A 14,748-nucleotide genomic window follows, 5' to 3' on the forward strand; every position below is an offset into this window, starting at 1 on the left:
GAGGGTGTTACGCACGGCTTTTGGCGAGTAGCAGGTCGACTTTTCCTTTGGCTGTTTTACTGACCGTTTGCATCAACTGAAAACTTGGTTTTTCGACGCCTGAGTTTTCTATCCCTTCGACCATTAAGAGCCAAAGCTTGGCTGTCATTTGCGCATCGGCTAGTGCACGGTGGAAAACGCCGTCGTTGTCGATATTTTTATAGCGAACAAGTTCACTTAGCTTATGTGATGGGGCATCTTGAATGAGCCGTCTTGCCACCAGTAAGGAGCAAGCAAACTCACCCGAATAACCACAATTGATTCGTTCAAGCTCTGCATCTAAAAATCGTTTATCGAAGGACGCGTTGTGAGCGATAAGGTTCTCGCCAGCAATGAACTCACTAAATGACGCCATTACCTCTTCGCAGCTTGGTGCCGATCGCAACATATTGTTGGTAATGCCGGTGTAGTTCTCAATGAAAGAACTCACTCTGAAACTGGGATTCATGAGTTGCTGAAAACTATCGACAACCTCGCCATTGACTAACTTTACTGCACCAATTTCTATTGCGCGATCACCTAAAGTAGGAGAGAGACCTGTGGTTTCAAAGTCGAGTACGACCACAGAGTTTGCTTGAGGCATAAAATTTTCCAGCTGAGTAATATTGCGCAAGAGTATTATCGAAAGCGACAGAAAAAGAAAGGCGAACACAATGGTGAATATCTGTCTATCTTTACTCCACAAAGTCAGTGTTCGTCGTCCACTGTTTATGGACAGGTACGTTCTGGCTTACCCATCGCGGCTTGTGCGGTAGCCTTATATTTCAAATGTTTTTCGGCTTTTCGATTCATTTCAATTAAGCATTAACTTTCGATACAACATACTGATTATAAATTGATTTTATAAATCAACTTCGGCATCATTCACGGCTTGATTTTGAGGATGAATATCATCACAGCAAAAAATTAGAACAACTTATAATGCGAGGCTAGGGAACGATGGAACCAATGAAGAATCATTATTTAGAGATACCTGAAGAAAGAAAATTGCGTATTTTTCGTGAAGAAGATGAAGATTTCTACAGCTTCTGGGAAAGAATGCTTGATGAAAAACAATCTTTTTATAAGCAACCTCTTAAAAGAATGAAAGGCGATGCTTGGGATTCGCTTCAGGCATTTTTTACTGCTTCAAAATATGGACAACATCAGGCCTCGCCAGCTTATATAAAAAGAGCGCTTGAGTTATTGAATAACGTGTACTTACTGGCCAATCATTCAGAGCAAGTTGTTGAATTCTCCGTTGGGCACCGACATTTTTCGGAAGTAGGTAACCGTTCTATTGCAGGGGGAACGATGGATGCTTGGTTGGATGAAATCTGTTTAGCGATGGCCGCGAGAGATTGGCGCTGCGTAGAGCTGATGACCATCATGGATGAGTCGTTAGTGCGTTTAAAAGATCCTTTCGATGTTGCGCTGGTCGAGTTTGTTAACGGTGTATTTAGCAATTCATCAGCATTACCTGAGTTATTGCAAACGGTGATGGAGAAATCTTCTCCGCAATACTTAGAATCAACCAGAGTGCCATATGTACACTCTTTGTTTATTCCATTTGTGAATGTGTTTGTTGCCATTATCGATGGCGATGAGGCACATTATCAAGAGGCACTGAGGGATGCGTTAGAGGCGCATTACCAGTTCTACATAAATGAAGATGTTCGCTATTCGCCAAAAGGAAATGTTTCTCTGAAACTGACTGGTCTTGCTGCATTAGCATACGATAAGTATGGCTGGACGATTCCAGAAGCCGCATATTTACCTAAATGGCTTGTTTACGGTGAGCATGATCTTTGTTCTAAATAAATCATTAATAGAACACCTTATGCAGTGTCTGAAGCAATGCCGTTCGATGAAAGGTTGGCTCAGCTGCGGGCTCTGTTTGAGCGAACAAAACAAATCTACAAGATCATTGGGCTTTGTTGCGTAATTCGATGGAACTAAATCAGGAAGTTACGATCTGATCGGCTACATCAGTTAATCATCGTAGCCTTATGCCGAAACCTTGTTACAAAACAACTAACTGGACACAGGCGGCTTTTCGATTCATTTCAATTAAGTATTGCTTTTCGATATAAGATACTGATTATAAATTGATTTCATAAAACAACTTCGGCATCATTCACGGCTTGATTTTGAGGATGAATATCATCACGGCAAAAAATTAGAACAACTTATAATGAGAGGCTAGGGAACGATGGAACCAATGAAGAATCATTATTTAGAGATACCTGAAGAAAGAAAATTGCGTATTTTTCGTGAAGAAGATGAAAATTTTTACAGCTTCTGGGAAAGAATGCTTGATGAAAATCAATCTTTTTATAAGCACCCTCTCAAGAGAATGAAAGGTGATGCTTGGGATTCGCTTGAGGCATTCTTCACCGCTTCCGAATTCGGACAACATCAGGCCTCGCCAGCTTATATAAAAAGGGCGCTCGAGTTACTGAATAACGTGTACTTGCTGGCCAATCATTCAGACCAAGTTGTTGAGTTCTCCGTTGGGCACCGACACTTTTCGGAAGTGGGTAACCGTTCTATTGCAGGAGGAACAATGGATGCTTGGCTGGATGAAATCTGCTTAGCGATGGCAGCGAGAGATTGGCGCGGCGTAGAGCTGATGACCATCATGGATGAGTCATTATTGTCTATAAAGACGCCGTTTAATGTTGCTCTAGTCGAGTTCGTTAACGGTGTATTTAGCAATTCATCAGCGTTACCTGAGTTATTGCAAACGGTGATGGAGAAATCCTCCCCACAATATTTAGAATCAACCAGAGTGCCATATGTACACTCTTTGTTTATTCCTTTTGTGAATGTGTTTGTTGCCATTATCGATGGCGATGAGGCACATTATCAAGAAGCACTGAGAGATGCGTTAGAGGCGCATTACCAGTTCTACATGAATGAAGATGTTCGCTATTCGCCAAAAGGAAATGTTTCTCTGAAACTGACTGGTCTTGCTGCATTAGCATACGATAAGTATGGCTGGACGATTCCAGAAGCCGCATATTTACCTAAATGGCTTGTTTACGGTGAGCATGATCTTTGTTCTAAATAAATCATTAATAGAACACCTTATGCAGTGTCTGCGGCAATGCCGTTCGGCAGCACCTCGAGCAAACATGTTGTACCTGATCCTACCTTTCAGCTGTGAAAAGTTGAAAGAACTCCAACATACTTTTGCTACAGAGAAGGGCATTTGGTTTGGTAATCCGCAAGTCACGGCACATCCACATCAATCCATCGTTGAATGGTATGTCGGTGACTACCTGCTCAACCTTGGTGACGAAGAATTAAGGTCGTTTTTCAACCAGTCACTCGGTGATAAGGCATAAACTTATCAATATGCGAGCTTATTAACACGCCATACGTGACACTTCATGTATTCTTAATTGAAGCGAAGAAGAGGATTTATCAATGTCAAAAAGCTCCAAGCTTCACAATGAAGACAAACTGGTTAAGAAGGCACTAGAGATTGGTGGGAAGATGGCGAAGCTACAAGGTTTTGACCTTCCTCAGTCACCACAGCCTCTAAGAGTAAAAGCGATTTACCTATTCTTGGTCGATGCCAAACAGATCACGCCACTACCGGAAAGCAAGCTAGATGGCGCAAGCATCAAACACCGACTGGCAGTATGGATACACAGTGCGTTGCCAGACAACGACCCTCTAAAGTAAAAACCTCAAGAAGTTACATAGGTCATTAATTCACAAGGCGAGCCAGGTGGTTCGCCTTGTCTGATCTTGGCAAGTGCACCGAGGCCTTCTAATGTTTCGTTATCATTGATTTACAAAACAGCATCAAAAGGGCTAAAGATAAAGCCAGAGAAGCGCTACAATGCTCGCGTTGCAAGAGTGCAACCAAGAATACTCATTTACAGAAGCCTTGAAGTAACCATACATGTCTAAAGATTTCGAATTCACTACAGAATACACACTCGACAAGCCATTTTTTTCTGAGTGTTATGATCAAACTAGCCAGCCAGTTAAGTTCCCGCAAGCGTATTTGAAAGGGATCCTCTTTCTAATTTTTGGTGTGGTTTTATTGGAGTTTGAACTGCTACCTAACGGTTACGTCGGTTGGTTCTTTATCGTATTGAGTGTGATTGAAGCGTCCAGCGTTTACTTCAAAAGAACTTGGTGGCTGTGGCGTCAAACCATCAGCTCAAGCCGCGGCAGTAAAGTGGTGTTTGATGTGAATGCAGAGGGCGTGCGCTACAAAAGCGGTAAAGTTGACCGCAGCCTCGCTTGGAATGAAATCGACCAACTCGAACAAACTGATTTGGGCTTTATCCTTCACCTTGGTAAACAACGCCAATACATCAGCAAATCTTGCTTAAACGAAGAAGTGATCGCGTTTATGGTAGAGCGGCATCAAAAGCGAGCTAACCAACTCACATCAAGCTGGAATGAGCGATCGAAAAAGTAGGTGATATATGATCGAACATTGTAACAAGTATATGGTCGATTCTGAATCAATGGGGTTTGATGTAGAAAGCTAATAAGGTTTAGAGGTTTCTCTTTCGGACATACTGCTTCGGTGTCATGCGCGCAATCTGCTTACACTCTCTAGTCATGTGTGCTTGATCGGAAAAACCTTGCTCCAGCGCCAACTCCGATAAAGTAAGATCGGGTTGCGCTCGGAGTTGCTCTAAAGTGTGCTTCACTCGTTTAATGCGTTGGTAATGTTTAGGAGTAATCCCCAACCATTTCTGAAAATTGCGCTCTCTCTGGCGCTGACTGATGGTCCCTGTAGGTTGGTCAATAATGTGGCCGACATACTGCGGTTCATATTCCTCAATCAGTGTTTGAACCCAGCGATATAACGTAGAAATCCTTGCATATGGCGAACGCGCTGTTTGCAGAGACTCAAATGTTGCTAGCGCAGAAGAAGCCAAAGGGTGGTCGTCTTGAATCCGCAATAGCTGTTCTAGACGTTTACCAAATAGTTGATAACCAACAGCAGGATGAAAGCGTACGCCAGTCATCACCGCGCCTGGCGGTAGGCAGACCTGATGTGCCAGAATGCTTATAGGCAGTAGGACAACCCCTGGCGTTTGCCACTCACCATCCATTTGTACTTCATTCTGTAAAATGAATACCACACCTGTACCAGCATCACTGAGTAATTGTTTACGTACGGTTTGCGTCGTATCAGGTTTGACGGATGCTGACCAAATGGCTTGAACATAGCCAGCTAAAGCCTTTTGAGGTTTTAAAATATCAAATTCTAAGTTCAAATGAATCATCCTATTTAACCTCAACTTAAATGAGAAAGTGATACACATGTACTTTTCATCCTATTAAGTTGAGGTATAAGCAGCGGCTTAAAAGTAAGAACCGTCAAATAGAATTATCGAGGTTTATAGACTCCAACCTTTGGCTTAAATGCCTTAACTATTCGGTTCCAACTATTGATCGCGTTGATCGCAATTGTTAGGTTGACCATAGCTTCTTCTCCAAAGGTATTCAAGGTCAGCTGATAGGTATCATCATCTACTGGTAGGCCAGCAGTTAGTAGTTCAGCCCAGCCTAGTGCAACGTGTTCTGCATCGCTGTAGAATGGCATATCTTTCCATGCACTAAGCCCCCATATGCGTTCCGGCTTTTCACCTAACTGAAGCGCATCTTTACTATGCATGTCGATACAAAATGCACATTGATTGATTTGCGATATGCGTAACTTAACCAGTTCCCATATGATCATGTTCATGGTTTCTGATTGGCTAAATTGTTCATGGAAGTAAGCCTCCTGAGCGTATAGGATTTCTATTGCTTTTGGCGCTACTTCAATATAGTTGAGTCGTTTCTTCATGGTCATTCTCCTCTGTTTTTTACATAGTAAAAAACGCTCTTAGCAAAAGATTGAAGATTTTCGACATGTACTCAATAAAGTTAGATAAAAGAGTGAACGACGAAAGCGAAAAGTGTACCTATTGGAAACCAAGAAAACTTATGCCAATTAACAAAGTATTGCTCTAAATAATGGACTTAAGGTTGGCGTCTATTTTTACTCCACCACCTTCCGTAAACGAGCAAAAGGTGCTGAGTTACCTATATACACACCAGCCGCAACGATAAAGACGCCTAAAACATTTTCCCATTGAGTCTGCTCACCAGAAATGAACGAAATCAGTAGAGTGAATACCGGCATAATATTAAATAATGGAGACATCTTATCTGGACCAAGAACGATAGCGCCTTTCATCCAAAAGTAATAAGCAATCAAAGTTCCAAACAGGCTCATGTAAGCTATTAATGCTAGGTCTTTAAATGTTATGGCATTTAAGCTACGGCTAAAGTCGCCGTGGTACATCGCTATAGCGACCATTTGAATGGCACCAATACTTAACACCCAACGTAACTGCTGAGTTACTGGGATATGAGATGTTAAACGCTTCGCTAGAATTGTGTATAAACACCCACTAATTAAAGCAAATAACATGTATAGATCACCAATATTACTATTGCTGCTAATAGAATGAATATTTCCCCCTGTAATGACGATTACCACGCCACAAAAACTGATTAGTGCACCTAAAATAGTTTTAACCGAAATGGAAGTCTTGAGAATAAAGCCCGACAACAAGATAGTGACAAGTGGTAGGTTTGCCTGAACAACCGCTGCGTTAACTGGGGTAGTAAATCTCATTGCAGAGAAAATAGAGAAGTTTTGGATAGTTACACCCACGGTTGCTATAACAAACAACGACAAAATACTTTTTCGTGTGAGTTTGGCTCCATATGGAGAGCGTTTAGTACCTCTTATCAGTAAGAGTATTAAAGCTGCAACGGAAAATCGTAACGTCGCTGAATCCAAAGGAGAGACATCGCTATTAATAGCCTTTATTACGTTAAAGTTACTAGACCAAAAAAAGATAGCGACAACAACACCGCACCAAATTGATAAATGCTTAGACATAGATCTTCCTGATAAAAATTAACTTGACGCGATAATGCTATATATTTCATATTTGATTTTTAATAGCCAAATTTAAGAGGGTTAATCCCAAATATGGAACGTCACTCTTTGGATGACCTTTTGTTATTCGTTTCTGTTGCTCGCTATCAAAGCCTAACACAAGCATCTGAGCGTCTTAATGTCCCGTTAGCCACGCTAAGCCGGAAGTTAAAAAGGCTGGAAACAAACTTAAATTGCAGACTATTTAACCGCAGTGCACACCACTTTGCGTTAACAATTGATGGCGAAAAATATTATCAACTCTGTGAGCCGTTACTTCTTAGCTTAAATAATGTGACATCGAGAATTGCGACTGAGCGTCAGTCTTTAAGCGGAACGATCAAAATATCAGCGCCAATTAACATGACACAGATGTGGTTAAAGCGGTGCGTTTATGAATTTGCAGAGCAACATCCGAAGATATGTATCGATTTAGATGTACAGAATGAAAAAATCAATCTTGTATCTAACCGTGTCGATGTTAGTTTTCGTCTTGGTGATCTTATTGAACAAGACTGGATTGCTCAGAAATTATGGTCGATTCCATTTGCGCTTTGTGCATCACGAAGCTATTTAGAACAACACCAACCGATTACCCATCCAGAACAACTTGTTCATCATCGCCTAATTACGGTAAACAACGACTGCCAATGGAAATTAGTTAATCAAATCACCAATGAAACATTTGATCATCCGCTAAAGTTTCAATTCACTTCAAATGATGTACTGCTAGTTAGAGACGCCGTCATCCATGGTTTAGGAATTGCGTGGATTCCAACCTATTACTTTCATGAGCTAAATCATGATCAACATAACCTGCTGCCTTTGTTGCCAGAATGGCAATGCTCGGGTAAAGAAGTATTCATTATGTATCGAGACCGCGATAAAAGGCCTGCAAGAGTTGATGCATTTATTGAACATGTCTTAAATTGGAAAAATCGCATTCAAATGTTTGCTTGAAAGAGGTTTATCACATTGTGCTGTGCCGGTAACCTCAATTGAAGCTTCATGACTCTGCTTCAATTGAGTTCATTTATTTAACCTCTAAAAGAATCATGAATACATAGGCAGTTAATGGGATTCGAGTTTACAAGTGATTCGGTCAGCTAAAATTCAAGCTAAGTAGAAAGTATTTGCAGTTGTATTTGCCTCTGAAAATCGTTTAGAGCTTTCTCATCCGCGAGGTTCTATAAGAAATTATTAAGGATATATTTGTGTGTGATTTCGTGAAAAAAATTATTGTAGGTTTACTTTTCAGTGCTTCGTCTTTTGCTTCCTTAAGTCAATATGTTCCAGCAATGAATGATAAGAACGGTTATGTAGAACCATTTCAGATGTTTGATAATGTCTATTATGTAGGAGACAAGTGGGTCTCATCATATGCCATTGCTACAGACGACGGACTCGTTATCATTGATACGCTTGACTTCCCTTACTCTGAGTGGATACCTATCAACCTAGAGAAGCTAGGGCTAAAAGATAAGCCAATAACGCACATATTGGTAACTCATGGGCATTCTGACCACGTTGGGGGCGCCCAGTTACTTCAAGAGAAGTATGGTTCCAAAGTCGTGATGACCAAAAGCGCTCATGAACTATCTATACAGCAATCAAACAAAAGCGAAGGTGAGAACAAGTTCCTTCCTCCAAATTTAGACATAGAGATAAAAAGCGATAGCTCTATGGCTATTGGTGGACATGAGTTTAAGTTCTATCTCACACCTGGCCACACGGAAGGTGATTATTCCTTAGACTTCACTGTTGAAGATAATGGCGAACAATATCGTGCTTTTATCGTTGGTGGGCATAGCGTAAGTAGCAATGATCCAGAAGTTATTGGCCAGTTCCTGACTAGCATGGAGAAAATTCGAAAAATTTCACTACAGGCACCTATTGTGAACGTTAACCTTTCGAACCATCCACATAAAAATTTCCTTTTTGAAAATAGGAAGAAGCTCGGTACAAGCGGTAACCCGTTTATCAGTGAGGCAAACTTCTTCATGTTCCTTAAGCAACAAGAAGATTTAGCTAAGGGAAAACTAGAAGAACTATAATACCGTGGTATACGAGCAGCCTTCGTTATTAGGTTAGAGATTTGCTCTTGAGTTATAACTAAGGCTTTGATGAGTTGCTCAATCAAGATTCGACACTTGTGGTAGCTGTATTGTTTGTCGGTTCTAGTGGCAAAGGCGCTGTGCGTAAACATTCGTATTGTGTGCCTTAAACCTTTGCAAGGCGTTACGTGCTTTCTGGAAAAGTCTCAAAATAGCGTACAATTAGCGTTTTGACACAGCGGAAATCATCATGGCCAAAACTGTTCAGCAGCAAATCGGAAACATTGCTCTAGTCGTTGAAAATTACGACGATGCTATCGAGTTCTATACTCAAAAACTTCAATTCACTCTGGTTGAAGATACCAACCTAAGTGGTGGTAAACGCTGGGTTCAAGTTTCTCCTCCAAACTCCAATGGTACAAAACTACTTTTAGCTCAAGCGAGTACACCGGAGCAAACGCATGCAGTAGGAAATCAAACAGGTGGTCGTGTTTTCCTGTTTCTGCAAACTAATGATTTTTGGCGTGACTACGAGTTGATGAAGAAAAATGGTGTTGTATTTAATGAAGAGCCTCGTGTGGAAGAATACGGGACAGTGGTGGTGTTCCAAGATCTCTATGGTAATAAATGGGACTTACTGCAACTGAACTAGAAACTACATAGCACCTGCATAGCATAGTGTTCATGAGGAGTTTCCAACAAGCCTTTAAGGCTCTGAGATATTAGTGCTAATTCAAAGGTTCTCAGAAGTTACTGTATTTCTAAATCACTTTTGTGCAAACAATAACTAGCCATCATTCCTTCTCGATGTATCAACAAGTGTTAGGGCGGCACACCAAAAACAAAAAGGCGAACCAAACGGTTCGCCTTTGTCGATTTAGAGACTACAAAAATTAATCTTCGTAGTTATCGATGCTTGGGCATGAACAGATTAGGTTACGGTCGCCGTATACGTTATCCACGCGATTTACCGTTGGCCAGTACTTCCAAGATTTGGTCGCTTTAGACGGGAAGCAGCCAATCTCGCGAGAGTAAGGGCGGTCCCAATCTTCAGCTGAAAGATCAACTTGTGTGTGTGGCGCGTTAACAAGTGGGTTGTTATCCAGTGGCCATTCACCGTTTTTCACTTTCTCCATTTCTTCGCGGATAGCGATCATCGCATCACAGAAGCGGTCCAGCTCTTCTAGATCTTCCGATTCCGTTGGCTCAACCATTAGCGTGCCCGCTACAGGGAACGACATAGTTGGTGCGTGGAAACCGTAGTCCATTAGACGTTTCGCGATGTCTTCTTCGCTGATACCTGTTTCTTCTTTCAGCGGACGAATGTCGATAATACATTCGTGCGCTACGCGGCCATTTTTGCCACGGTAAAGAACAGGGTAGTGTTGGCGAAGTGTTTCCATCACGTAGTTTGCGTTCAGAATTGCTACTTTTGTAGCATCTGTTAGGCCAGCTTCGCCCATCATTGCGATGTAAGCCCAAGAGATAGGTAGGATAGAAGCGCTACCCATATCTGCTGCTGATACTGCGAAATCTGCGCCTTCTACACCGTCTTCAATATGCCCTGGTAGGAAAGGAGCTAGGTGAGATTTCACACCGATAGGACCCATACCCGGACCGCCACCACCGTGCGGGATGCAGAAGGTTTTGTGTAGGTTTAGGTGAGAAACGTCTGAACCGATGAAGCCTGGTGATGTTAGACCAACCTGCGCGTTCATGTTAGCGCCGTCTAGGTAAACCTGACCACCAGCGGCATGAACCATTTCACACACTTCTTTCACTTTCTCTTCGTAAACGCCGTGCGTAGAAGGGTAAGTGATCATAATGCTTGATAGGTTGTCTTTGTGTTTCTCGATTTTCGCTGCTAGGTCGTCGATGTCGATGTTGCCTTCTTCATCACACTTAACCACAACCACTTTCATTGACACCATAGATGCTGTCGCAGGGTTAGTACCGTGCGCAGAGCTTGGGATCAAACATACGTTGCGGTGACCTTCGCCACGGCTTTCGTGGTAGCGTTGAATCGCGATAAGACCTGCGTACTCACCCGATGCACCAGAGTTTGGTTGTAGTGAGAATGCGTCATAGCCAGTGATTTCACATAGCTTTTCTTTAAGATCTTTTGCGAGTGCTGCGTAACCAGCTGCTTGTTCTGCTGGTGCGAACGGGTGGATCGAACCAAACTCAGGCCAAGTTACTGGAATCATCTCTGCTGCTGCGTTCAGCTTCATCGTACAGCTGCCCAGTGGGATCATGCCGTGCGTGAGTGAGAAGTCTTTGTTCTCTAGCTGTTTTAGGTAACGCATCATCTGTGTTTCGCTGTGGTGCGTGTTAAACACAGGGTGTGTTAGATATTCTGTTGTGCGGCGCAATGCTTCTGGAATGGCTGCAAACTCGTTGCCTGCGATTTCAGTTGATAGTGCTGCGACTTCTTCTTTCACACCGAATACTGCGAATAGGGCTTCTACATCTGCCACGGTTGTGGTTTCGTCGAAGCTCACACCTAGCTGAGTACCCAACTTACGTAGGTTGATGTCTGCGGCTAGTGCTTTCGCGTATAGGTCTTCAGTTTGTGCACCTGTGTTGATAGTGATGGTGTCGAAGAAGCTGTTGTGAGCAAGCTCGAAGCCGCCTTTAGTTAGGCCAGCGGCTAGGATGGCTGTCATGTGGTGCGTACGACGAGCAATCGTGCGTAGACCTTCTGCGCCGTGGTAAACCGCGTAGAAAGACGCCATGTTCGCTAGCAGTGCTTGAGCAGTACAGATGTTTGAAGTCGCTTTTTCACGACGGATGTGCTGTTCACGCGTTTGCATTGCCATACGCAGTGCTTGGTTACCGTTGGTATCGATAGAAACACCGATAACACGACCAGGCATTGTACGCTTGTGCTTATCACGAGTTGCCATGAAAGCAGCGTGTGGACCGCCGTAACCCATCGGCACGCCAAAACGTTGTGCCGAACCGATTGCTACGTCTGCGCCCATTTCACCTGCAGGTTTAAGTAGGGTAGAAGCAAGAAGGTCCGTTGCTACAGTCACTAGTGTTTTGTTTGCTTGCGCTTTAGCGATGATGTCCGTTAGGTCACGAACTTCACCTGTTGTACTTGGGTATTGAACTAGTGCACCGAACACGTCTTGCTCTGGTAGTGATTCTAAAGAACCAACCAAGACTTCAAAGCCGATGAATTTCGCACGAGTTTTTACCACTTCGATGGTTTGTGGGTGAACGTCGTCAGCAACGAAGAATACGTTGCTCTTGCTTTTACCCGCACGCTTACAAAGTGTCATCGCTTCTGCTGCTGCCGTTGCTTCATCGAGCAATGACGCGTTCGCGATTTCCATACCAGTAAGATCCATCACCATTTGTTGGTAGTTTAGAAGTGCTTCTAAACGACCTTGTGAGATCTCTGGTTGATAAGGGGTGTAAGCAGTGTACCAGCCCGGGTTTTCCATCACGTTGCGTAGAATCACGTTCGGCGTGAAGGTGTTGTAGTAACCCTGACCAATGAATGTACGTTTAACTTGGTTCTGATCGGCGAACTTACGCATGGCTGCCAGCATGTCTGCTTCGCTTTTCGCTTCTGCCAAGCTCATTGGTTGCTCTAGGCGAATTTGTGCTGGTACGGTTTCGTCGATAAGCGAATCTAGGCTAACTGCGTTGATCGCTTCCAACATTTTCTGTTGGTCAGATTTGTTTGGTCCATTGTGGCGAGCAACGAACTCGTTTTGTGTGCTGAGGCTTTGAAGTAATTCAGTCATTGTCCTTTACCTACTCCTTGGTTCGGGTAACGGATTTGCGTTACTGATAAATTAAATTATACGTCCGAACCTAGAAAAAAAGCTGTTCTCTAAACAGGCTAGGGAACAGCTTTCGTCACATCCTAATTACTCTTCTTCGATAGAGTTTAGGTATTCGTCTGCGTCTTTCAGGTTATCTAGTTCAGATACATCAGACATCTTCACTTTTACGATCCAGCCACCTTCGTACGGCTCTTCGTTAATTAGCTCTGGGCTGTCTTCTAGTTCTTCATTGATTTCTACGATTTCACCAGTGATTGGTGCGTAGATGTCTGACGCTGCTTTTACAGATTCAACGAGAGAGAAGCTTTCACCTGCTTCAACTTCGTCTTCTACGTCTGGTAGGTCAACGAATACCACGTCACCTAGCATTTCTTGTGCATGCTCAGAAATACCAATTGTTACTGTGCCGTCACCGTTGTCACGTACCCACTCGTGGCTATCTGCAAACTTCAGTGTTTTGTCCATTGCTTAATCTCCGAATAACTTGTCAGGAATTATTATGATTTCAAAAAAAATCGTTTACTGGTATAGAGGAAAGCGACTGCAAAGTTCTTTTACTTCTTTGCGAACGCGTTTTTCAACTTCTGCGTCACCTTCAGGGTTGTTCACTAAACCGTCCAGTACGTCACCAATCCAATTACCGATGAGTTTGAATTCTTCAGCGCCAAAGCCGCGGCTTGTACCCGCAGGCGTTCCTAAACGGATGCCCGATGTAATCATAGGCTTCTCTGTATCGAATGGGATGCCATTTTTGTTACATGTGATCCCAGCACGCTCTAGAGCTTCTTCTGCTTTATTGCCTTTCAACCCTTTCGGACGAAGGTCAACCAGCATTAGGTGCGTGTCTGTGCCACCAGTTACGATGTCGCAACCGCGAGTTTGCAATACTTCCGCTAGGACTTTTGCGTTATTGATCACCGAATCAATATAAGTTTTAAATTCAGGGCCAAGCGCTTCACCAAATGCGACCGCTTTGGCTGCGATAACGTGCATCAGTGGGCCACCTTGTAGGCCAGGGAATACGGCTGAGTTGATTTTCTTAATGATGTCTTCGTGGTTAGTAAGAATCATACCGCCGCGAGGGCCACGCAATGTTTTGTGTGTTGTAGTCGTAACAACGTGTGCATGTGGCAATGGGCTAGGGTGTGCGCCTGTTGCGATAAGACCAGCGATGTGCGCCATGTCGACCATAAGAATTGCATTTACTTCGTCTGCGATTTCACGGAATTTTGCAAAGTCGATAGTACGTGGAATAGCGCTACCACCTGCGATGATCATTTTAGGTTGGTGCTCAAGTGCTAGCTCACGAACATCTTCGTAGTTAATTTCTAGTGTTTCGCGATCAACACCGTATTGAACTGCATTAAACCATTTACCGGAAAGTGCAGGGCGTGCGCCGTGCGTCAGGTGACCACCTGCGTCTAAAGACATACCAAGAATGGTGTCACCAGGTTGAAGCAGTGCCAGTTTTACTGCGCCGTTTGCTTGTGCGCCTGAGTGTGGTTGAACGTTTGCGTATTCACAATTGAAAAGTTTTTTTGCGCGTTCGATAGCAATGGCTTCCACTGTATCTACGTGCTCACAACCACCATAGTAACGACGACCTGGGTAACCTTCAGCGTATTTGTTTGTTAGGCATGTGCCTTGAGCTTGCATTACCGCTTTAGAAACAATGTTCTCAGAAGCGATAAGTTCGATTTGTTCGTTTTGGCGAGCGGATTCCGCTTGAATTCCAGCAAAGACAGCATCATCTGTCGCAGAGAGGTTGGTAGAGAAAAAGTTTTCCAAGCTGTGGTTAGGGTAACTCTTATTCATGGTAGTTGACCTTCCAAATCTGAAAATGAACCCGCAATAGATGAGTTATGATTTGCGGTTGTGGTTCATTTGTCCTCAAAAACAG

Annotated in this window: 14 protein-coding genes and 2 pseudogenes; 9 read left to right on the plus strand and 7 right to left on the minus strand. The window is 43.2% G+C overall.

What is annotated here, in order from left to right:
- Positions 1-7: 7 nt before the first annotated feature.
- Positions 8-622, minus strand: coding sequence for a PolC-type DNA polymerase III (locus tag R7O13_RS03035; protein ID WP_171053569.1), 615 nt, complete (start codon positions 620-622; stop codon positions 8-10).
- A 356-nt stretch (positions 623-978) separates the two neighbouring features.
- Between R7O13_RS03035 and R7O13_RS03040 the strand changes: the two genes are divergently transcribed.
- From R7O13_RS03040 to R7O13_RS03065, 6 genes and pseudogenes are all read left to right on the plus strand, one after another.
- Entirely contained in the window at positions 979-1,839 is an 861-nt protein-coding gene (locus tag R7O13_RS03040) for an immunity 49 family protein (protein ID WP_054577849.1), read from the plus strand.
- A pseudogene (locus R7O13_RS03045) lies at positions 1,840-1,947 on the plus strand (threonine aldolase); the annotation flags it as partial.
- A 283-nt stretch (positions 1,948-2,230) separates the two neighbouring features.
- Complete coding sequence (locus R7O13_RS03050) at positions 2,231-3,091, plus strand: immunity 49 family protein (protein WP_318302965.1); 861 nt, start codon at positions 2,231-2,233, stop codon at positions 3,089-3,091.
- A 40-nt stretch (positions 3,092-3,131) separates the two neighbouring features.
- Positions 3,132-3,368, plus strand: a pseudogene (locus R7O13_RS03055) (Low-specificity L-threonine aldolase); the annotation flags it as partial.
- Between the two features lie 82 nt (positions 3,369-3,450).
- On the plus strand, positions 3,451-3,711 hold the full coding sequence (locus R7O13_RS03060) for a DUF5062 family protein (protein WP_005376453.1): 261 nt from the start codon (positions 3,451-3,453) through the stop codon (positions 3,709-3,711).
- A gap of 223 nt (positions 3,712-3,934) precedes the next feature.
- The gene (locus tag R7O13_RS03065) at positions 3,935-4,462 is read left to right on the plus strand and encodes a YcxB family protein (RefSeq protein WP_318302966.1); all 528 of its coding nucleotides are present in this window, start codon (positions 3,935-3,937) and stop codon (positions 4,460-4,462) included.
- Between the two features lie 79 nt (positions 4,463-4,541).
- Here the strand turns inward: R7O13_RS03065 and R7O13_RS03070 are convergent, their stop codons facing one another.
- The 3 genes from R7O13_RS03070 to R7O13_RS03080 form a co-directional block, all read right to left on the minus strand.
- Entirely contained in the window at positions 4,542-5,282 is a 741-nt protein-coding gene (locus R7O13_RS03070; protein WP_170960428.1) for a helix-turn-helix domain-containing protein, read from the minus strand.
- 104 nt (positions 5,283-5,386) lie between these two features.
- Complete coding sequence (locus R7O13_RS03075) at positions 5,387-5,848, minus strand: carboxymuconolactone decarboxylase family protein (RefSeq protein WP_042520770.1); 462 nt, start codon at positions 5,846-5,848, stop codon at positions 5,387-5,389.
- A 195-nt stretch (positions 5,849-6,043) separates the two neighbouring features.
- Positions 6,044-6,955 carry a DMT family transporter gene (locus R7O13_RS03080; RefSeq protein ID WP_238844348.1) on the minus strand — a complete coding sequence of 304 codons (912 nt, stop codon included), beginning with the start codon at positions 6,953-6,955 and terminating at the stop codon, positions 6,044-6,046.
- A 93-nt stretch (positions 6,956-7,048) separates the two neighbouring features.
- Between R7O13_RS03080 and R7O13_RS03085 the strand changes: the two genes are divergently transcribed.
- The 3 genes from R7O13_RS03085 (at position 7,049) to R7O13_RS03095 (ending at position 9,700) form a co-directional block, all read left to right on the plus strand.
- A complete protein-coding gene (locus tag R7O13_RS03085) occupies positions 7,049-7,954 on the plus strand; it encodes a LysR family transcriptional regulator (RefSeq protein ID WP_213898352.1) in 906 nt (301 codons plus the stop codon).
- Positions 7,955-8,220: 266 nt separating this feature from the next.
- Positions 8,221-9,048: an MBL fold metallo-hydrolase gene (locus tag R7O13_RS03090; RefSeq protein WP_225452537.1), complete on the plus strand. Its 828-nt coding sequence runs from the start codon at positions 8,221-8,223 to the stop codon at positions 9,046-9,048.
- A 250-nt stretch (positions 9,049-9,298) separates the two neighbouring features.
- Positions 9,299-9,700 carry a VOC family protein gene (locus R7O13_RS03095; RefSeq protein WP_151515611.1) on the plus strand — a complete coding sequence of 134 codons (402 nt, stop codon included), beginning with the start codon at positions 9,299-9,301 and terminating at the stop codon, positions 9,698-9,700.
- Between the two features lie 241 nt (positions 9,701-9,941).
- Here the strand turns inward: R7O13_RS03095 and gcvP are convergent, their stop codons facing one another.
- From gcvP to R7O13_RS03110, 3 genes are all read right to left on the minus strand, one after another.
- Complete coding sequence (gene gcvP / locus R7O13_RS03100) at positions 9,942-12,806, minus strand: aminomethyl-transferring glycine dehydrogenase (protein WP_017820968.1); 2,865 nt, start codon at positions 12,804-12,806, stop codon at positions 9,942-9,944.
- A 126-nt stretch (positions 12,807-12,932) separates the two neighbouring features.
- Positions 12,933-13,313 (minus strand): glycine cleavage system protein GcvH, encoded by a 381-nt coding sequence (gene gcvH, locus R7O13_RS03105; RefSeq protein ID WP_005376432.1) that lies wholly within the window; start codon positions 13,311-13,313, stop codon positions 12,933-12,935.
- 54 nt (positions 13,314-13,367) lie between these two features.
- The gene (locus tag R7O13_RS03110) at positions 13,368-14,663 is read right to left on the minus strand and encodes a serine hydroxymethyltransferase (RefSeq protein WP_005376430.1); all 1,296 of its coding nucleotides are present in this window, start codon (positions 14,661-14,663) and stop codon (positions 13,368-13,370) included.
- Positions 14,664-14,748: the final 85 nt, after the last annotated feature.

Source organism: Vibrio sp. Y176, assembly GCF_033438945.1.